Origin of the sequence: Vogesella alkaliphila (genome assembly GCF_014652475.1) — a bacterium.
Lineage (GTDB): Bacteria > Pseudomonadota > Gammaproteobacteria > Burkholderiales > Chromobacteriaceae > Vogesella > Vogesella alkaliphila.
Genome location: NZ_BMYW01000006.1, coordinates 84776 through 102951, shown reverse-complemented (window position 1 = coordinate 102951; position 18176 = coordinate 84776). Strand labels below are relative to the sequence as shown.

Below are 18176 nucleotides of genomic sequence, written 5' to 3'. Positions count from 1 at the left end.
CCGGGGCGTTGATGGCTGGATGACGCGGCTTAGTTCAGGCCTGGCATGGTGTAGCCTTCGATCTTGGCGGCGCTGACCAGCTTGGTCAGGTAATCGTGCATCGCTTGACGGCCGGCCATTTCGTTCAGGTATTGGCCCAGACGGTCCTTGATGTCTTCGAAGGCGATCTGGCCGCCTTCGTTGCGCGCGTTGACCTGGATGATGTGGTAGCCGAACTGGGTTTCCACCAGGTGCGGGGTGATCTGGCCGGCGTCGGTGCCGAATACCGCCTGTTCGAATTCCGGCACCATCTGGCCGCGGCCGAACTGGCCGAGATCGCCGCCCTGCTTGCCCGACGGGCAGGTGGAGTGCTCGCGTGCCAGATCGGCAAAGCGCGACGGGTTGGCCTGGACTTCGGCCAGCACGCCTTCCGCCTTGGCGCGGGCCAGGGTGGCGGACAGCTCGTCGCCGCTACCCAGCGGGAACAGGATGTGGCTGGCCTTGGCGCTGTCGCCTTGCTTGAACTGTTGCTGGTTGGCTTCGTAGTAGGCGATGCAGGCGGCTTCGTCGGCCGGAACGAATTGCAGTTCCTTGTCGAGCAGGGCGCCGATGGCCTGGCCTTCGTTGGCGGTGTCGAAACCGCTTTCCCGGGCCTGTTGCAGCAGCAGCTGGTGCAGTACCAGTTGCTGGATCGCGGCGTCGCGCGGGCTCGGGGTGTCGGCGTGATTTTCCAGCTCGGCTTGTACCATTGCGTCGGTAATTTCAACGCCGTTAACGATGATGGCCATGAGGTGTCCTGTCTGATGGTGGCACCGTGGTGCCGGTTTTGAAATGAGTGCAATGCAGGTGGGGCTGACGGGCGGAATCTCAATCCCGCCATGCCGATTTCCCTGCCTCCGCTTGCGGCCAACCTTGGGCCGGGTGCGTGGTGCCGGACGGCGGCCCCGTAAAAACTGCGCGCTATCTTAGCACGGCGGTGTTGTCTTGCCGTGATGCTCGCCGCGCAGGGCACGGTTTAACGCAGAGCACCTGGGCCAAGGCGCGCAGACAGTACACGTAGTATGGCAAGGAGGCGCAACACAGGATCAGGGGGGGCTCTTAGCGGTGGCCATGGCGACAGGCCAGTACCGCGCGCACGGTCTGGAGGTGGATGGCGACGGTGTCGCTGATCGGCACCGCGTAGCCGCCGGCCATCACCACCGCCAGCGGCCACTGCCGTGCCTCGCACAGGGCCAGCACCTGCGCGTCGCGTGCCTGTAGCCCGTCCATGCTGAGGCATAGCCGGCCGAGGCGGTCGCCCCGGTACGGGTCGGCGCCGGCAAGGTAGAACACGATGTCCGGCGCAAAGTTGGCCGCAAGCGCTGCCAGTGCCGGCGTCAGGGCCGCGAGATAGGCGTCGTCGCCGCAGTCGTCGGCCAGCTCGACGTCCAGCGTCGACGCACTGCGGCGGAACGGGAAGTTTTTGGCGCCGTGCAGCGACAGCGTGAACACCGAGGCGTCGCCGGCGAAGATGGCGGCGGTGCCGTTGCCCTGATGCACGTCGAGATCGATCACCGCCGCACGGCGGATGCGGCCTTCCTGTTGCAGCACGCGGATGGCGACCGCGACATCGTTGAACACGCAGAAGCCGCTGCCCTGCTGGCGGTTGGCGTGATGGGTGCCGCCGGCCAGATTGATGCCGTGGCCGTGCAGCAGCGCCGAGCGCGCCGCGGCGATGGTGGCACCGGTGGAGCGGGCGCTGCGTTCGACCAGTGCCGTGCTCCACGGCAGGCCGATCTCGCGCATGATCGCCGGGGCGACGCTGCCGTCGAACATGGCGTGGATGTAGCCGGCATCGTGGGCCAGCGCCAGCTCGGCCGGCGTCGCCGCCGGCGCGGTGGCCATGTGTCCGGCGGCGACGGCCTCGACCGCACGGGCCAGTAGCGCGTACTTCTCGGCCGGAAAGCGGTGGCCGGCGGGCAGCGGCAGCGGGAACTGGTCGGTGCGGTAGATCTGCATCAGTCGGCCTGCAGCAGGGCGAAGCGCGGCACGCTGCGGCCATCGACGGTGACCGTTTCGCAGAACATCACCAGTGGTCGTACCCACAGCCCGCCTGCGCCGTACAGCGGGCGGTACACCACCAGTTGCTCGCCGCTTTCGGAGTGGGTGGCGACGCCGATGACCTGGTACAGCTTGTCCTTGTAGTGGCGGTAGGTGCCGGGTACGACGGTGGTGGGCATGGTGGCTCCGGTGGCAAGTGGGTGACAAAGGGGGGCAAGGTTGGCCGCAAGGACTGTCGTTGCCACTTTAGTCCGGCAGGTGGCAGCTGCGCCCCTGCTCCAGGTGTTTGACCGCGCTGACGACCAGGTAGTCCCGGCCCTGGCGCGCATCGTACCTGGCAAACAGCGCGAGATAGGTCGGTCGCTGCGGGGCGAGTCCGGCGCCAAGCAAGGTGGGGATCACCGGCTGGCGGTTGTCTGCCGCATCGACCAGCAGGTAGCGGGTCTTGGCAGCGTCGCAGCGGGTGAGCACCAGTTGCGTGCCGTGGCGGGTGACGGTGCCGATGAACAGCTCGTTGCCCAGTGCCGGCAGGCTGCACAGCAGCAACAGGGTGGCAATACGCAGCATGGCATGCTCCTTGGTGACGGCGTGCGGCCAACGTTGGCCGCACGCGCCGTGCTTACCAGAGGACCTTGACGGTCTGTTCGCCCAGCCAGTCCTGCAGCGTCAGCAGCAGGCCGTCGTCGAGGCGCACGCCCCACTCCGGCGGCAGCATCAGGTCGCCGCGCGCCTGGCCGTTGTTGTAACTGATGCGTACCGGGCAGCCGGCGTCCTCGCTGCGGTACGGCGTCAGGATGTTGCGCAGGGTGGTGACGTCGTGGCGCTGGTCCATCTGCACCGCCAGGCTGCGCGCGTAGCGGCTGCGCGCCTCGCCCAGCTCGTACACGTTGTCGGCGATGATGCGCAGGCCGCCGGAGAACTTGTCCTCGCTGACCTTGCCCTCCACCACCAGCACCACGTCGTCCTTCAGCCGGGTGCGGTTGGCGTCCACCGCCTCGGCAAACAGGCTGACCTCGATCTTGGCGGTGCCGTCGTCCAGCTGCACGAAGGCCATCTTGCCGCGGTTGCCGACCTTGGTGCGGATGCCGGTGACGAAGCCGGCCAAGAGCTGTGGTTCGCGCTTGGGGCTGAGACGGTTCAGCGGCGTCTTGATGAAGCCGCGCACCTCTTTTTCGTAGGCGGTGAACGGGTGACCGGACAGGTAGTAGCCGATGGCGATCTTTTCTTCCGCCAGCTGCACCGCCGGCGTCCACGGCTTGCAGTCCACCATCTCCACCGGCGGGGCGATGTCGTCGTCGAACATGTCGAACAGCCCGCCCTGGTTGACGTTGGCCGCAGCCTGGTCGGCGGCGGTCATCGCCAGGCCGACGTTGGCGAACAGCCTGGCGCGGTTGGGGTCGATGCTATCGAAGGCGCCGGCGCGGATCAGCGACTCGATCACCCGCTTGTTGACCAGTTTCTTGTCGGTGCGCTGGCAGAAGTCGAACAGGCTGGTAAACGGCCCGCTGGCGTTGCGCACCGCGACGATGTGATCGACCGCCGATTCGCCGGTGCCCTTGACCGCGCCCAGCGCGTAGCGGATGTGCTTGCGGTCGACCGGTACGAAGCGGTAGAAGCTGTGGTTGACGTCGGGCGGCAGGAATTTGAGCCCGTTCTTGCCGTCGATACTGTCGTCGTAAAAGATCTTCAGCTGGTCGGTGTTGTCCAGTTCCGACGACATGGTGGCGGCCATGAAGGCGGCGGTGTGGTGCGCCTTCAGCCACGCGGTCTGGTACGACACCACCGCGTAGGCGGCGGTGTGCGACTTGTTGAAGCCGTACTCGGCGAACTTGGCCATCAGGTCGAACAGCATTTCCGCGAGCTTCGGATCGTAGCCCTTGAGCTTGGCACCCTCGGCGATCTTGCCGCGGTGTTCCGCCATCTCTTCCGGCTTCTTCTTGCCCATCGCGCGGCGCAGCATGTCGGCGCCACCCAGGGTGTAGCCGCCGATGATCTGCGAGATCTGCATCACCTGTTCCTGGTACACGATCACGCCGTAGGTCGGATCGAGACAGGCCTGCAGGTCGGGGTGGTAGTAGTCGACCTCCTGCTTGCCGGCCTTGCGCAGGATGAAGTCGTCCACCATGCCGGAGCCGAGCGGGCCGGGGCGGTACAGCGCCAGCACCGCAATGATGTCTTCGAAACGGTCGGGCTTCAGCTTTTCCAGCAGCCGCTTCATGCCGTCCGATTCCAGCTGGAACACGCCGGTGGTGTTGGCCTGTTGCAGCACCTTGTAGGCGGCCGGGTCGGTGAACTCCAGCAGGTTGATGTCGGTGGTGAAGCTCGGGTCCAGTGCCTTGATGTAGCGCACCGCCAGGTCGATGATCGTCAGGTTGCGCAGGCCGAGGAAGTCGAACTTCACCAGCCCGATCTGCTCCACGTCGTCCTTGTCGTACATCGACACCGGTACGGTGTCGTCGCCGGCCGCCTGGTACAGCGGGCAGAAGTCGGTCAGCTTGCCCGGCGCGATCAATACGCCGCCGGCGTGCATGCCGATGTTGCGGGTCATGCCTTCCAGCTTCTTCGCCAGTTCCCACAGCTCGCGCAGTTCTTCCTCGTTCTCCAGCCGCTGCTTCAGCACTGGCTCCATCTCCACCGCGTCGTCCAGCGAATACTGCTTGCCCGGCGCCGCCGGGATCAGCTTGGACACGCCGTCGCAGAACATGTAGGGCAGGTCCAGCACGCGGCCAACGTCGCGCACCACCGCCTTGGCCGCCATGGTGCCGAAGGTGGCGATCTGCGACACGGCCTCGGCGCCGTAGGCCTGGCGCACGTACTCGATCACGCGGTAGCGGTTGTCCTGGCAGAAGTCGATGTCGAAGTCGGGCATCGACACCCGTTCCGGGTTCAGGAAGCGCTCGAACAGCAGGGCGTAGGCCAGCGGGTCGATGTCGGTGATGCCGAGGCTGTAGGCGACCAGCGAGCCGGCACCGGAGCCGCGGCCCGGTCCCACCGGGCAGCCGTTGTTCTTGGCCCAGATGATGAAGTCGGCCACGATCAGGAAGTAGCCGGGGAAGCCCATGTCGATGATGGTCTTGCACTCGATTTCCAGGCGGGCGTCGTACTCCGGGCGCCGGGCGGCGCGGACTTCCGGATCGGGGAACAGTTTTTCCAGCCGTTTTTCCAGCCCTTCGCGCGACAGGTGTACCAGATAGTCGTCCAGCGTCATGCCTTCCGGCGTCGGGAAGTCCGGCAGGTAGTTCTTGCCCAGCTGTACGTTGATGTTGCAGCGGCGGGCGATCTCGACGCTGTTCGCCAGCGCCTCCGGAATGTCGGCAAAGCGTGCCAGCATCTCGTCGGTGGACAGGAAGTACTGGCACTCGGCAAAGCTCTTCGGCCGCCGCTTGTCGGACAGGGTGTAACCCTCGGCGATGCACACCCGCGCCTCGTGCGCCTTGAAGTCGTCCGGGTCCATGAACTGGATCGGATGGGTGGCGACCACCGGTAACCCGGTCTCGCCGGCCAGCCACAGCGTGGACTGCACGATGTTCTCGACCTGCTGGTTGTCCAGGCGCTGCAATTCAAGGTAGAAGCCGCCGGGGAACAGGCGCGCCCAGTACTCGGCGCGGGCGCGGGCCTCGTCGGGGTTGCCGTTGCTGAACGACACGCCGATGTCGCCCAGATGGGCGCCGGACAGGCACAGCAGGTTGCTGTTGTCGCCTTGCTCCAGCCATTCGCGCTTGATCTCGGCGCGACCGCGGTACTGGTTGCCGGTGTAGGCGGCGGCCAGCAGCTCGGACAGGCGGCCGTAGCCGGCGCGGTTTTTCACCATCAGCATCAAGCGGAACGGCTTGTCTCGATCGTCCTCGTTTTCCAGCCAGATGTCGCAGGATACGATGGGCTTGATGCCCTTGTTGCGGCAGGTCTTGTAAAACTTGACCATGCCGAAGATGTTCATCAGGTCCGACATGCCCAGTGCCGGCATGCCATCCTTGACGGCGCGTTTGACCGCGTCATCAAGGCGCACGATGCCGTCGCTGATGGAGAATTCGGAATGGAGGCGGAGGTGGACGAAGCGCGGTGAGTTCATCGCGCCATTGTAGCGGGGCAGGGCACGGGCGTCATGCCCTGATGCCGGCGCGTGGCGCACCGTTTTGCGTCATCCGGTACGGTGCGCCGAGTGGCGGTTCACGGCCGCAGCTGCGGCGGATCGTCGGGGTAGGCGTCGGGGTCCACCCGAGGTGGCTGGAAGCCGTTGATCTGGCGGGCGGATTTTTCCAGCAGCAGCACGATGCTGGTGTTGAGCGCACCAAAACCCCAGGCGATCAGGAAAAAGACCGAGTAGGCCGACAGCTTGTCGGCGAACAGCTGCGCGCCGTGCAGCGTCAGCTCCTGCGGGTCGAAGATAGAGAAGAACAGGGCGGTGGCGAGCGCGGCGATGATGAAGGACGGCCAGAACAGCAGGATGGCTTGACGCATGATGGTGTGACCCCGGTGGTTGCCTCATTTCAGCCTAGCGGCCGCCACCGCAAAAAGCAAAAACCGCGCATGACGCGCGGTTTTTGCGGTAGCTGGCGCCTTACTTGACGCGGTTGGCGTACATGAAGTTTTCCATCTTGCTTTCGGCAAGGTTGGACCAGCCGTGCTGCAGGGTGCGGAATTTCTTCCACTCGGTGTAGATCTTGCGGAAGTCCGGGTTCTTGGCGGCCTCCTGCTCGTACAGTTCGAAGGCGGCCTTTTGGGCGGCCTTCATCACGTCGGCCGGATACTGGTGCAGCTTGGTGCCTTTCTGCAGCAGGCTGACCAGTGCCACCGGGTTCTTGGCGTCATACTCGGCCTGCATGCTGAGGTTGGCTTCGGCCGCGGCTGCTTCGAAGGCGGCCTTGTACTCGGCCGGCAGCTTGTCCCATTCTTTCTTGGAAACGTAGAAGGAGATGTTGGGACCCGGTTCCCAGAAGCCCGGGTAGTAGTAGTGCTGGGCCACCTTGTAGAAGCCGAGCTTCTCGTCGTCGTAGGGGCCGACCCACTCGGTCGCGTCGATGGTGCCTTTTTCCAGCGCCGGGTAGATGTCGCCACCGGCCAGGGTCTGCGGTACCGCGCCCAGCTTGGCCATGATCTCGCCGCCGAAGCCCGGGATGCGCATCTTCAGGCCCTTGAGGTCGGCCAGCGACTTCACTTCCTTGCGGAACCAGCCGCCCATCTGGGTGCCGGTGTTGCCGCCCGGGAAGTTGACGATGTTGTACTTGGCGTAGAATTCGCGCAGCAACTTCAGGCCGCCGCCGTAGTACAGCCAGGCGTTCTGCTGGCGCGAGGTCAGGCCGAACGGCATGGTGGTGTCGAAGGCGAAGGTCTTGTTCTTGCCGACATAGTAGTAGCCGCAGGTGTGGCCGCATTCGACGGTGCCGTTCTGCACCGCATCCAGCACCTGGGTGCCGGGCACGATCTCGCCGCCCGGGAAGGCGCGGATCTGGAACTTGCCGCCGGTCAGCTCGGCCACGCGCTTGGACAGCTGCTCGGCGCCGCCGTAGATGGTATCCAGGCTTTTCGGGAAGCTGGATGCCAGGCGCCAGCGAATGGTCGGGCCTTCGGCGGCCAGTACCGGTGCCGATACGCCGGCGCCTACCAGGCCGGCCGCGCCGGCTTTCTTCAGAAACGAACGTCTTTCCACCGTGATCTCCTTTGTGTTGTGCTTGCTGTGTGTCCCGGGCGATACATGCCGCCAGAGGATGTTGTGTAGTGCGCTTACGGTTTGGCGAGCGAGACATATTGCCATCGGCATGATGCCTCGCTTGCCGCTTATTGGCCAGTCAGTTCCTTGAGCAGCGCATCCGATTGCTGGCTGTCGCCGTCGGCGGCGGAGGCGTCGCCGGCCGGGATCTCGATGCCCTGCGGCAGGTCGCTGCTCGGTGCTGCCTCCATCTGTTGCATGATCGACGCCGCATCGTCGGCGTTGGTCTTCACCTCGGCGTGCAGCGAGCCGGTGACCAGCCCCGGGAAGGCGATCAGGGTGCCGACCATGATCAGCTGCATCACCACGTAGGGCACCGCGCCCCAGTAGATCTGCGTGCTCTTCACTTCCTTCGGTGCCACGCTGCGCAGGTAGAACAGCGCGAAGCCAAACGGCGGGTGCATGAACGAGGTCTGCATGTTCACCGCCAGGATGACGCCAAACCACACCAGGTTGATGTCCAGGCTCTGAGCCACCGGCGCCAGCAACGGCACCAGGATGAAGGCGATCTCGAAGAAGTCGAGGAAGAAGGCCAGGAAGAACACCATGATGTTGACGGCAATCAGGAAGCCGGTGGCGCCGCCGGGCAGGCTGGTGAGCAGGTGCTCGACCCACTTGTCGCCGTCAACGCCGAGGAAGGCGATGCGGAACACGCGGGCGCCGATCAGGATGAACACCACGAAGGTGGACAGCTTGACGGTGGAGTCCATCGCCTGCTTCAGCAGCGACATGTCCAGACGGCGGTTCATCATCGCCAGGATGATGGCGCCGACCGCGCCCATGGCGCCGCCCTCGGTCGGGGTGGCAATGCCGAGGAAGATGGTGCCCAGCACCAGGAAAATCAGCAGCAGCGGCGGAATCATCACCAGCACCACGCGCTTGCCCAGTGCCGCGCCACGCAGGGTGCGGGCCTCCGGTGGCAGCGCCGGTACCCACTGCGGTTTCACCATCGACACCATGAAGATGAACACGGCGTAGAACGCGCACAGCAGCAGGCCGGGCAGCATGGCGCCGGCGTACATGTCGCCGACCGAGGTGCCCAGCTGGTCGGCCAGCACGATCAGCACCAGCGACGGCGGGATGATCTGCGCCAGCGTGCCGGAGGCGGCGATGACGCCGGTGGCGATGCGGGTGTCGTAGCCGTAGCGCAGCATGATCGGCAGCGAGATCAGCCCCATCGATATCACCGAGGCGGCCACCACGCCGGTGGTGGCGGCTAGTAGTGCGCCGACGAAGATCACCGCGTAGGCGATGCCGCCGCGCATGGTGCCGAACAGCTGGCCGATGGTGTCCAGCATGTCCTCCGCCAGGCCGGAGCGCTCTAGGATCAGCCCCATGAAGGTGAAGAACGGGATCGCCAGCAGCGTGTCGTTGCGCATGATGTCGTAGACCTGATTGGGCAGAGCCTGCAACAGCTCGGGGCGCAACAGATCGAAGTGGATGCCGATCCAGCTGAACAGCAGACCGACGGCGGACAGGGCAAAGGCAACCGGGTAGCCGATCAGCAGGAAGAAGATCAGCGATACGAACATGATCGGGGCCATCAGATCGAGACTCATACCGGCTCCTTGTGCGGATCGTTGGACTTGATGGCCGGATTCGGAATCAGGCCCTGCAGGAAGGCAACGCGCTTGATCAGCTCGGACAGACCCTGCGCCATCAGCAGCGCAAAACCGGTCGGGATCAGCAGGAAGACCGGCCAGCGCACCAGGCCGCCGGCGTCGGACGACATCTCGCCGCTATGCCAGGCGTCGAGGAACATCGGCCAGCCGAAGCTGATCAGCAGGTAGCAGACCGGCATCAGGAACAGCAGGGTGCCGACAATGTCGACGATGGCCTGTCCGCGCGCGGACAGCTTGCCGACCAGCAGGTCGATGCGGATGTGTTCGTTCTTTTGCAGGGTGTAGGCGGCTGCCAGCAGGAAGATGGCAGAAAACAGGTACCACTGGATTTCCAGCAAGCCGTTCGAACTGATGTTGAACAGTTTGCGCACCACAGCGTTACCCGCGCTGATAAGCACGACCACCAGGACAAGCCAAGACGCAGCCTGACCGATGCGTGCGTTGATCGCGTCGATAAGACGTGACAAGGCAAGCAGCAATTGCACTGTTATCTCCTAATGTGTTGTGAGGCTCTATGGCCTTGTTTTTTGCGACGCTCTCCAACGCCGCCACCGTCTAGCGGTGTGTGCCTATAAGAGCATAGTCATTTGCCCTTGCAAAGCGGCATGACATAGGGGATTACCCTTGCTTGTGCCAGCCCAGGGTCAGGCGCAGGTGGCCGGGCGGGGTGGTGATGGACTTCAGTTGCAGGTGGCGGGCGAGGGATTTGCCGGGGAATGACTGTTCCTGCCAGCGGGCAAACGGTGGCAGTTGGTCGAGATGGACAACGATGTGTTGCGGCTGGATGTCGAGGAAAGCCAGCTCTGCGGCCAACCTTTGCAGCAGAGGGCTGCCGAGGCCGGCGTCCAGCGCCGTCAGCAGCAGGGTGCCGAGCGCGCGCCGGATCAGGCCGCTGTCGTGCGGCGTGCCCTGCAGCCGGTAGTGGATCAGCAGGGTACGCTTGGGCCAGTCGAGCTCGCCGAAGTGGAAGAATAATTGCAGGCGGGCGCGCAGCGGCTGTTGTATATCCAGTTCCAGCACGCTTTCCTCCGGCTGCAACTGCAGGGCGACTACCCGCAGTTGTGGGCCGTCGAGCTGCCGTTGCAGGCTGCTCAACAGCAGTGCCGCCGGCAGCGAGGCGCCGTCGCGGTGCAGTTTCGGGCGCAGCGACTGCCACTGCTGCCAGCGTTGCCGCCAGGGCGCGGTGCTCATGAGGTTCAGCCGAACAGGGTGCGCGCACCCTCGAAGCGGCTGGCGAAGTAGCGGTTGTCCAGCCGGTCGACGCGGATCACGCTGTTGCTGCGCGGCGCGTGCACGAACTTGCCGTCGCCGATATAGAGCCCCATGTGCGAGAACGGCCGGTTCATGGTGTTGAAGAACACCAGGTCGCCGACCTGCAGCTGGTGGTTGGCGATCGGCCGCGCCAGCGCCGCGATCTGCGCCGCATTGTGCGGCAGCCTGATGCCGGCGGCGTGCTGGTAGATGTAGGCCACCATGCCGCTGCAGTCGAGGCCGGCCTCCGGGTTGCTGCCGCCGAACTGGTAGTCGATGTCGAGCAGGCTCAGGGTGTAGAGCAGGATTTCGCGACTGACGCCGTCGGCCTTGAGCGCCGACAGGTTGGCCGCTGCCGGCGGGCGCGGTTTGGGCTTGACCGCGGTTTTCGAGGGAGCGCTGGCGCAGCCCGCCAGCAGGACGAGTAGCAAGAGGGCGGGCCAGCGGCGGGTCATGACTGTTTGCTCTCCAGGGTTTCCCAGCGTTCGAGTTTTTCCAGCAGCAGCAGTTCGATCTCCTCAATGCGCGCCTGCCACTGGCGCGCGTCCTGCGGCGCGTCACGGTACACGTTCGGGTCCAGCAGCTTCTGGTTCAGCTCGGCCTGTTCGCCTTCCAGCGTCGCGATTTCCGCCGGCAGCCGTTCCAGCTCGCGCTTTTCATTAAAGCTCAGTTTTTGCGTGCGGTTGCTGCGGTCGCGCTCGCTCTTGGCGGCTTCGACGTTGGCCGCAGCCTCCTTGCGCGGTGCCTCCTGCTTCAGCGCCGCCATGCGCGCCTTGGTGTCGAGCCAGTCCTGGTAGCCGCCCGGATACTCTTCCAGCCTGCCGTTGCCCTCGAAGGCGATCACCTGCGTCACCACGTTGTCGAGGAAGGCGCGGTCGTGGCTGACCAGGAACACGGTACCGCTGTACTGTTCGATCAGTTCTTCCAGCAGCTCCAGCGTGTCGATGTCGAGGTCGTTGGTCGGTTCGTCCAGCACCAGCACGTTGGCCGGGCGGGTGAACAAGCGGGCCAGCAGCAGGCGGTTGCGCTCGCCGCCGGACAGCGACTTCACCGGGCTGCGCGCGCGCTGCGGCGAGAACAGGAAGTCTTCCAGATAGCTCATCACGTGCTTCTTCTGGCCACCGATTTCGACGAAGTCGTTGCCCTGGCTGATGATGTCGGCGACGCTGGTGTCCTCGTCCAGCTGGGTGCGGAACTGGTCGAAGTAGGCGACTTCCAGCTTGGTGCCGCGCTTGATGCTGCCGCTGTCGGCTTCCAGCTCGCCCAGGATCAGCTTCAGCAGGGTGGTCTTGCCGGCACCGTTGGGGCCGATCAGCCCGATCTTGTCGCCGCGCAGGATGCGGGTGGTGAAGTCCTTGATCAGTTGCTTGCCGTCAAAGCCCTTGCTGACGTGCTCCAGTTCGGCCACCAGCTTGCCGGAGCGTTCGCCGGCGTCGAGCTGGAAGTTGACCTGGCCGACGCGTTCGCGACGGGCGGCGCGTTCGCGGCGGATCTGTTCCAGACGGCGCACGCGGCCTTCGTTGCGGGTGCGGCGCGCCTCGATGCCCTTGCGGATCCACACCTCTTCCTGGGCGTGGAACTTGTCGAACAGGCGGTTCTGTTCTTCTTCGATCGCCAGTTCTTCCGCCTTGCGCACCTGGTAGGCGCTGAAGCTGCCGGGATAGCTGCGCAGGATGCCGCGATCCAGCTCGATGATGCGGGTGGCGACGTTGTCGAGGAAGCGGCGGTCGTGGGTGATCAAGAGCACGCTGCCGCTGAAGCTCTTCATCAGCCCTTCCAGCCACTCGATGGCGCTCATGTCCAGGTGGTTGGTCGGTTCGTCCAGCAGCAGCACGTCCGGGCGCGAGGCCAGCGCGCGCGCCAGCGCCACGCGTTTCTTCCAGCCACCGGACAGGTCGCTGACCAGCGTGTCCGGGTCGAGGCCGAGGTGTGACAGCGTGGTGCTGATCAGCGCGTCGAACTGCCAGCCGTCCCGCGCCTCCAGCTCCTGCTGGATGTGGGTCATGCGCGCCATCACCTGTTCATGGTTGGCCGCCGGGTCGGACAGCTGCTGGGTGATGTGGTGGTAGTCGGTGAGTAGCTGCTGCAGCTCGCCCAGCCCCTCGGCCACCGCCTCGAACACGGTGTGGCCCTCGCTGAACAGTGGCTCCTGCGGTACGTTGGCGACCTTGAGGTCACCCTGCTGGTTGATGCGGCCGTCGTCGAGCTTGATGCTGCCGGCAATCGCCTTCAGCAGCGACGACTTGCCGGCGCCGTTGCGGCCGATCAGGCCGACGACTTCGCCGGGTTCCAGCGAGAAATCCACTTTGTCGAGCAGGGCGTGGTGACCAAAGGCGAGGCAGGCTTTTTCTACGGTAATCAGGGCCATGATGGTATGCGGGAGGCTGTCTTCTTATTGCAATGGGGCGGATTGTAGCATGTGGCTGCATCGCCCTTCGCCTCGGGGGCGGTCGCTGTTACAATGCGCGCCAACCGAAGACCTGCGCTGCAGGTCAATGCGAAAGGATTTGCCATGTACTTTGTTGATCGCTCCGTCGCCGTTATCAAGCCCAAGGCCCCGTTTCTGGCGTGGCTGAATGCCGTACCGGACAACGACATGATCGAATTGTCGCTGGACGCGCTGCGTGCCGACTGCACGGTGATCCTTTTGCCCGAATTCGACGAGCCGGAAGAGGCGATCAGCCACATCGACGAGATGTTCGACAAGCTGTTCCGCATCGAGCTGTCGTCGTGGTACGAGGATGAGTCGCTGTGGCCGCAGGACCGCTCGCTGAAAACCTTCTGGGAGTGGTTCGACGTCGAGGTGCACTCCACGCTGCTGGACACCGTCGACGCCGACATCATGAATTCCCCGGTCGACGTCGACGAAGACTGACCGCCGCCGCGATGCACGCTAGCCGCGTCAGCCCCATTGCCGCCACGCTGGCGCCGTCACGCATCGCCGTCGTACTGGTGAGCGTGGCGCTGCTCATGCTGCTGGCGGCACTGTCCTTTCTGGAGCGCGACCTCGCGCTGCTGGTGTCGCTGGCGGCCGCGGGCTTTGCCTGGCAGGTGCTGCGCCAGAGCGGCATGTTGCGGCCAACCTTTGACGGCTTTGCCGTCGACATGCGCGGCGTGCTGCAGCTGCAGCAGGGCGGCCGGGCCTGTCGCGTCAGCCTGCTGCCGGCCAGTGTCGCGTTGCCGCTGCTGGTGGTGCTGTGCGTGAGCGACGACAACGGCCGCCGCCACAAACTGCTGGTCTGGCCGGACGCGGTGCCAACCGACACCCACCGCGCGTTGCGCGTCTATGTGCGCTGGTGCCGCGGTGCCGGCAACCCTGAAACCGAACGGATGTAATCAAGCATGGCAAGTTTTGACACCCTGAACGACTGGCTCTCCCACCTGGAATCGATCCATCCCGCCACCATCGACATGGGCCTGGCACGGGTCAGCGCGGTGCGCGACGCGATGGGCTTGCGGCCAACGTTCCCGGTGGTGCTGGTCGGCGGCACCAACGGCAAGGGCTCGGTCTGCGCCATGCTGTCCACCATACTGGAGCGCGCCGGCTTCAAGGTCGGCACCTACTCCTCGCCGCACATTCTGCGCTACAACGAGCGCGTCGCCATCAACATGCAGCCGGTCAGCGACGAGCGCATCGTGCAGAGCTTTGCCGCCATCGAGGCGGCGCGGGGCGACACCACGCTGACCTATTTCGAGTTCGGTACCCTGGCGGCGATGCACACCTTCATCGACGAGCAGGTCGATGTCGCGGTGCTGGAAGTCGGCCTCGGCGGCCGTCTCGACGCGGTCAACATCTTCGAACCGGAGGTGTCGGTGGTGGTCAGCGTCGATCTCGACCACCAGAGTTATCTTGGCGACACCCGCGAGCTGGTCGGCTTCGAGAAGGCGGGCATCTTCCGCCCCGGCAAGCTGGCGATCTGTGCCGACCCCAATCCGCCGCAAAGCCTGCTGCAGCATGCGGCCAACCTTGGCGCCGATCTCAAGCTGGTGGGCAAGGATTTCGGCATCACCCGTCTCGACCACCAGTGGTCGTTCCACATGGGCGAGGTGCACCGCCACGCCTTGCCGGTGCCGGCGCTGCGCGGCGAGTACCAGATGATCAACGCCGCGGCGGCACTGGCGGCGCTGGAAGGATTGCGTCCGCTGCTGCCGGTCGGCATCGGCGCCATCAAGCGCGGCCTGCTGGAGGTAGACTGGCCGGGTCGTTTCCAGGTGCTGCCAGGGCGGCCGCTGACCATACTCGACGTCGGCCACAATCCGCACGCCGCCCGCGCGCTGGCCGACAGCCTGAAACGCATGGCCTACGCGCAGAACCGCTTTGCCGTGTTCTCGATGCTGTCCGACAAGGACCTGCCGGCGGTGGTGGCGGCGCTGAAGGACGAGTTCGACGAGTGGTTCGTCGGTGGTCTGGATATGCCGCGTGGCCAAACTGCCGCGGCATTGACAAGCCAGCTGCATGCGCAGGGCGTGGCCAAGGTGAAACCGTTCGCCAGCGTCGCCGAGGCGTGGCACGCGGCTTTATCGGCGGCAGGGGAGAATGATAGAATCGTGGTCTTCGGATCCTTCCATACCGTCGCCGAAGTGATGGCCGCGAAATCCACTCACGCCTGAGGACGCCAGATGTCTCTTTCTGCACACGATGAACTGCTGATGCTGCGCAAACGGGCGCGTCGCCGCCTGGTCGGCGCCATCGTGCTGGTGCTGGTGGCCACTACCGTGTTGTGGAATGTGCTGGACGCGCTGCCGGAGCAGGAAATGAAGCCGGAACAGGTCGAGATCTCCGGCCTGCCGGCCTCGGCCCCGACGCAGGCCTCTGTCGCGCCGCCGCCCGTGGCGGCCTCGGCGCCGCAGGAAACCGACATCCTCGCCACGCTGCCGCCGGAAGACAGCGTGCTGGCACCGTTGCCCGCCGCCGAAGCCAGCCGCCCGCAGGTCGTGGCGCCAGTCGTAGCGCCTGCCGCTCAGGCTGCGGTGGCACCGCCTGTGGAGCCGAAACCGGTCGTGCCCAAGCCGGTCGAGCCGAAACCGACCGAGCCGAAACCGACCGACAAGAAGCCTGAGCCTGTCGTCGCACAGAAGAAGCCGGCACCGGATCCGGCCGCGATTCTGGAAGGGCGCGAGGCGGAAGCGCCGCGCGCAGCCGCTAGCTCGGCGACGGCCGAAAAATACCAGGTGCAGTTGGCCGCGCTGTCCGATGCGGACAAGATCAGCGCGCTGAAGCAGCGCCTGTCCGCCGTCGGCGTTGCCGCCCGTTTCAGCAAGGTGCAGACCAGCAAGGGCGAGGTGACACGGGTGCGTGTCGGTCCGTTCGGCAGCCGTGCCGAAGCCGATGCCGCGTTGCGTAAACTGGAGAGGGCCGGCGTGTCGGGGATTATCGTCACCAAATGATGCTGACGGCTCTTGACTGGCTGATTCTTGCCATCATCTTTGGTTCCATGGCTGTGGCGCTGTTCCGCGGCCTGGCCGCCGAACTGCTGTCGCTGTGTTCGTGGCTGCTGGCGTTCTGGGTGGCGCGCAGTTTCGCCCCCGATCTGGCCGGCTTCATGCCGGTAGGTGGCCAGGGCCTGCAGCTGATCGCCGCCTTCGTCGTGCTGTTGTTGCTGACGTGGCTGGCAACCGCGCTGTTTCGTGTCACCCTGACCGCGCTGATCGATGCGATCGGTCTGGGGGGCGTCAACCGTTTTCTTGGCGTCGTGTTCGGCCTGGCCCGTGGCCTGCTGCTGGTCACGGTGCTGGTGATGCTGGGAGGGATGAGTACCATGCCGCAACAGGGTTTTTGGCACGACGCCTTGCTGGTGCAGCCTTTCGAAGCGGTGGCGATGGCCGCCCGACCGTGGCTGCCGGATACGCTGGCGCAGGCGGTGCACTTTTTTTAGCAGTACCAAGAGGGGTGACGGCGCGATCCGCTGTCACCCCTTGTTTTTACTCGTGTAGTCTGGGGATGAGCTATGTGTGGAATTTTGGGGGTGGTGGGTCAGTCACCCGTAAACCAGCTGTTGTATGACGGTTTGCAATTGTTGCAGCACCGTGGTCAGGACGCAGCCGGGATTGTTACGGCCAATGGCAAGACCTTTCACATGCACAAGGGCAGCGGCCTGGTGCGGGACGTGTTCCGTACCCGCAACATGCGCTCGCTGTTCGGTAATGCAGGCATTGGTCATGTGCGCTACCCCACAGCCGGCTCGGCATCCAGCCTGGCCGAGGCGCAGCCGTTCTATGTCAACTCGCCGTTCGGTATCGTGCTGGCGCACAACGGCAACCTGACCAATACCGACGAGCTGAAGCAGGACATGTACCGCAATGACCTGCGCCATATCAACACCAACTCCGACTCGGAAGTGCTGCTCAACGTGTTCGCGCACGAGATCGCCGCCCGTGTCGAGAACGCCACGCTGACCGCGGATGCGGTGTTCGGCGCGGTGGAGGCGGTGCACCGCCGCGTGAAGGGCGCCTACGCCGTGGTGGCGATGATCGCCGGTTACGGTCTGGTGGCGTTCCGCGATCCGCACGGCATCCGCCCGATGGTGATGGGCGCGACCGAGGTCGACGGCAAGGCCGAGTACATGTTCGCCTCCGAGTCGGTGGCGCTGGATTGTTCCGGCTTCAAGGTGCTGCGCGACGTGCAGCCGGGCGAGTGCGTGTACGTCACCTTCGACGGCGACATGCAGGCGCGCGTCTGTGCCGAGAATACCCAGCTGGCACCGTGCCTGTTCGAGTACGTGTACTTTGCGCGGCCGGATTCGGTGATCGACGGCGTGTCGGTCTACCAGTCGCGTCTGGTGATGGGCGAGATGCTGGCCGAGAAGATCCGTCGCCAGTACGCCGACATCGACATCGACGTGGTGATCCCGATTCCGGATTCCAGCCGCCAGAGCGCGATGCAGCTGGCCAGCGCGCTGGGCCTGCCGTACCGCGAGGGCTTCATCAAGAACCGCTACATCGGCCGTACCTTCATCATGCCGGGTCAGGCGGTGCGCAAGAAGTCGGTACGCCAGAAGCTGAACCCGGTGCCGCTGGAGTTCGCCGGCCGCAACGTGCTGCTGGTGGACGATTCCATCGTGCGCGGCACCACCTCCAAGGAAATCGTGCAGATGGCGCGCGATTCAGGCGCCAAGAAGGTGTACTTCGCCTCGGCAGCGCCGGCGGTACGCTTCCCCAACGTGTACGGCATCGACATGCCGACCCGTGCCGAGCTGCTGGCTACCGGTCGCAACGACACGCAGATCGCCGACGAAATCGGCGCCGATGCGGTGATCTACCAGGAGCTGGAGGCGCTGGAGCACGCGGTGCAGAGCATCAACCGCGAGCTGAACGTGTTCGAGGCGTCCTGCTTCAGCGGCTGCTACATCACCGGCGACATCAACGAGGCCTATCTCGATGCCATCGAGGCGGCACGCAAGAAGGGCAAGGCGGCCAGCGAGCAGAAAGAGGAAGACAGCAGCAACCAGATGGTCGACCTCAACCTGAATGTTGCCGAACAAAACCTGATCTGAATTTCTATATAACGACAAGGGTTGGCTGTTGCGGCCAACCCTTGTTATTGTTGAAAGTCTTTCAGCCATACGCCGTACGAGAGC

At 64.9% G+C, this 18176-nt stretch carries 18 protein-coding genes; 6 read left to right on the top strand and 12 right to left on the bottom strand.

Going from position 1 to position 18176, the window contains the following annotated elements; translation table 11 throughout:
• Positions 1-29: 29 nt before the first annotated feature.
• The 12 genes from IE100_RS10405 to IE100_RS10350 form a co-directional block, all read right to left on the bottom strand.
• Positions 30-767, bottom strand: a complete 738-nt coding sequence (locus tag IE100_RS10405; RefSeq protein ID WP_189374017.1) for a peptidylprolyl isomerase — start codon at positions 765-767, stop codon at positions 30-32.
• A 310-nt stretch (positions 768-1077) separates the two neighbouring features.
• A complete protein-coding gene (locus IE100_RS10400) occupies positions 1078-1977 on the bottom strand; it encodes a histone deacetylase family protein (protein ID WP_189374016.1) in 900 nt (299 codons plus the stop codon).
• On the bottom strand, positions 1977-2198 hold the full coding sequence (locus IE100_RS10395; RefSeq protein ID WP_189374015.1) for a DUF1653 domain-containing protein: 222 nt from the start codon (positions 2196-2198) through the stop codon (positions 1977-1979). The genes IE100_RS10400 and IE100_RS10395 overlap by 1 nt, the downstream gene beginning before the upstream one ends.
• Positions 2199-2265: 67 nt before the next feature.
• On the bottom strand, positions 2266-2586 hold the full coding sequence (locus IE100_RS10390) for a hypothetical protein (protein WP_189374014.1): 321 nt from the start codon (positions 2584-2586) through the stop codon (positions 2266-2268).
• A gap of 52 nt (positions 2587-2638) precedes the next feature.
• The gene (gene dnaE / locus IE100_RS10385) at positions 2639-6088 is read right to left on the bottom strand and encodes a DNA polymerase III subunit alpha (protein WP_189374013.1); all 3450 of its coding nucleotides are present in this window, start codon (positions 6086-6088) and stop codon (positions 2639-2641) included.
• Between the two features lie 98 nt (positions 6089-6186).
• Complete coding sequence (locus IE100_RS10380; RefSeq protein ID WP_189374012.1) at positions 6187-6477, bottom strand: hypothetical protein; 291 nt, start codon at positions 6475-6477, stop codon at positions 6187-6189.
• Positions 6478-6577: 100 nt separating this feature from the next.
• Positions 6578-7666, bottom strand: coding sequence for a TRAP transporter substrate-binding protein (locus IE100_RS10375; protein ID WP_189374011.1), 1089 nt, complete (start codon positions 7664-7666; stop codon positions 6578-6580).
• A gap of 128 nt (positions 7667-7794) precedes the next feature.
• Complete coding sequence (locus tag IE100_RS10370; protein ID WP_189374010.1) at positions 7795-9285, bottom strand: TRAP transporter large permease; 1491 nt, start codon at positions 9283-9285, stop codon at positions 7795-7797.
• Complete coding sequence (locus IE100_RS10365; protein WP_268245225.1) at positions 9282-9746, bottom strand: TRAP transporter small permease subunit; 465 nt, start codon at positions 9744-9746, stop codon at positions 9282-9284. Before IE100_RS10365 ends, IE100_RS10370 begins: the two co-directional genes overlap by 4 nt.
• 220 nt (positions 9747-9966) lie before the next feature.
• The gene (locus IE100_RS10360) at positions 9967-10539 is read right to left on the bottom strand and encodes a hypothetical protein (RefSeq protein WP_189374008.1); all 573 of its coding nucleotides are present in this window, start codon (positions 10537-10539) and stop codon (positions 9967-9969) included.
• A 5-nt stretch (positions 10540-10544) separates the two neighbouring features.
• Positions 10545-11054 carry a C40 family peptidase gene (locus tag IE100_RS10355; RefSeq protein WP_189374007.1) on the bottom strand — a complete coding sequence of 170 codons (510 nt, stop codon included), beginning with the start codon at positions 11052-11054 and terminating at the stop codon, positions 10545-10547.
• The gene (locus IE100_RS10350; protein WP_189374006.1) at positions 11051-12967 is read right to left on the bottom strand and encodes an ATP-binding cassette domain-containing protein; all 1917 of its coding nucleotides are present in this window, start codon (positions 12965-12967) and stop codon (positions 11051-11053) included. Before IE100_RS10350 ends, IE100_RS10355 begins: the two co-directional genes overlap by 4 nt.
• 144 nt (positions 12968-13111) lie before the next feature.
• Here IE100_RS10350 and IE100_RS10345 point away from each other — a divergent pair, with 144 nt between their 5' ends.
• The 6 genes from IE100_RS10345 (at position 13112) to purF (ending at position 18092) form a co-directional block, all read left to right on the top strand.
• Positions 13112-13474 carry a hypothetical protein gene (locus IE100_RS10345; protein ID WP_189374005.1) on the top strand — a complete coding sequence of 121 codons (363 nt, stop codon included), beginning with the start codon at positions 13112-13114 and terminating at the stop codon, positions 13472-13474.
• An 11-nt stretch (positions 13475-13485) separates the two neighbouring features.
• Entirely contained in the window at positions 13486-13935 is a 450-nt protein-coding gene (locus IE100_RS10340; RefSeq protein ID WP_189374004.1) for a protein YgfX, read from the top strand.
• 6 nt (positions 13936-13941) lie between these two features.
• Positions 13942-15210 (top strand): bifunctional tetrahydrofolate synthase/dihydrofolate synthase, encoded by a 1269-nt coding sequence (gene folC / locus IE100_RS10335; RefSeq protein ID WP_189374003.1) that lies wholly within the window; start codon positions 13942-13944, stop codon positions 15208-15210.
• Between the two features lie 9 nt (positions 15211-15219).
• Positions 15220-15987 (top strand): SPOR domain-containing protein, encoded by a 768-nt coding sequence (locus IE100_RS10330; protein ID WP_189374002.1) that lies wholly within the window; start codon positions 15220-15222, stop codon positions 15985-15987.
• A complete protein-coding gene (locus tag IE100_RS10325) occupies positions 15984-16475 on the top strand; it encodes a CvpA family protein (protein WP_229800328.1) in 492 nt (163 codons plus the stop codon). The genes IE100_RS10330 and IE100_RS10325 overlap by 4 nt, the downstream gene beginning before the upstream one ends.
• A gap of 72 nt (positions 16476-16547) precedes the next feature.
• Positions 16548-18092 carry an amidophosphoribosyltransferase gene (gene purF, locus IE100_RS10320; RefSeq protein WP_189374001.1) on the top strand — a complete coding sequence of 515 codons (1545 nt, stop codon included), beginning with the start codon at positions 16548-16550 and terminating at the stop codon, positions 18090-18092.
• Positions 18093-18176 lie beyond the last annotated feature (84 nt).

Excerpts from the sequence above, each read along its gene's own strand:
- IE100_RS10405 (WP_189374017.1), bottom strand. The coding sequence starts at position 767 with ATGGCCATCATCGTTAACGGCGTTGAAATTACCGACGCAATGGTACAA.
- IE100_RS10400 (WP_189374016.1), bottom strand. The coding sequence starts at position 1,977 with ATGCAGATCTACCGCACCGACCAGTTCCCGCTGCCGCTGCCCGCCGGC.
- IE100_RS10395 (WP_189374015.1), bottom strand. The coding sequence starts at position 2,198 with ATGCCCACCACCGTCGTACCCGGCACCTACCGCCACTACAAGGACAAG.
- IE100_RS10390 (WP_189374014.1), bottom strand. The coding sequence starts at position 2,586 with ATGCTGCGTATTGCCACCCTGTTGCTGCTGTGCAGCCTGCCGGCACTG.
- dnaE (WP_189374013.1), bottom strand. The coding sequence starts at position 6,088 with ATGAACTCACCGCGCTTCGTCCACCTCCGCCTCCATTCCGAATTCTCC.
- IE100_RS10380 (WP_189374012.1), bottom strand. The coding sequence starts at position 6,477 with ATGCGTCAAGCCATCCTGCTGTTCTGGCCGTCCTTCATCATCGCCGCG.
- IE100_RS10370 (WP_189374010.1), bottom strand. The coding sequence starts at position 9,285 with ATGAGTCTCGATCTGATGGCCCCGATCATGTTCGTATCGCTGATCTTC.
- IE100_RS10360 (WP_189374008.1), bottom strand. The coding sequence starts at position 10,539 with ATGAGCACCGCGCCCTGGCGGCAACGCTGGCAGCAGTGGCAGTCGCTG.
- IE100_RS10355 (WP_189374007.1), bottom strand. The coding sequence starts at position 11,054 with ATGACCCGCCGCTGGCCCGCCCTCTTGCTACTCGTCCTGCTGGCGGGC.
- IE100_RS10350 (WP_189374006.1), bottom strand. The coding sequence starts at position 12,967 with ATGGCCCTGATTACCGTAGAAAAAGCCTGCCTCGCCTTTGGTCACCAC.
- IE100_RS10345 (WP_189374005.1), top strand. The coding sequence starts at position 13,112 with ATGTACTTTGTTGATCGCTCCGTCGCCGTTATCAAGCCCAAGGCCCCG.
- IE100_RS10340 (WP_189374004.1), top strand. The coding sequence starts at position 13,486 with ATGCACGCTAGCCGCGTCAGCCCCATTGCCGCCACGCTGGCGCCGTCA.
- folC (WP_189374003.1), top strand. The coding sequence starts at position 13,942 with ATGGCAAGTTTTGACACCCTGAACGACTGGCTCTCCCACCTGGAATCG.
- IE100_RS10330 (WP_189374002.1), top strand. The coding sequence starts at position 15,220 with ATGTCTCTTTCTGCACACGATGAACTGCTGATGCTGCGCAAACGGGCG.
- IE100_RS10325 (WP_229800328.1), top strand. The coding sequence starts at position 15,984 with ATGATGCTGACGGCTCTTGACTGGCTGATTCTTGCCATCATCTTTGGT.
- purF (WP_189374001.1), top strand. The coding sequence starts at position 16,548 with ATGTGTGGAATTTTGGGGGTGGTGGGTCAGTCACCCGTAAACCAGCTG.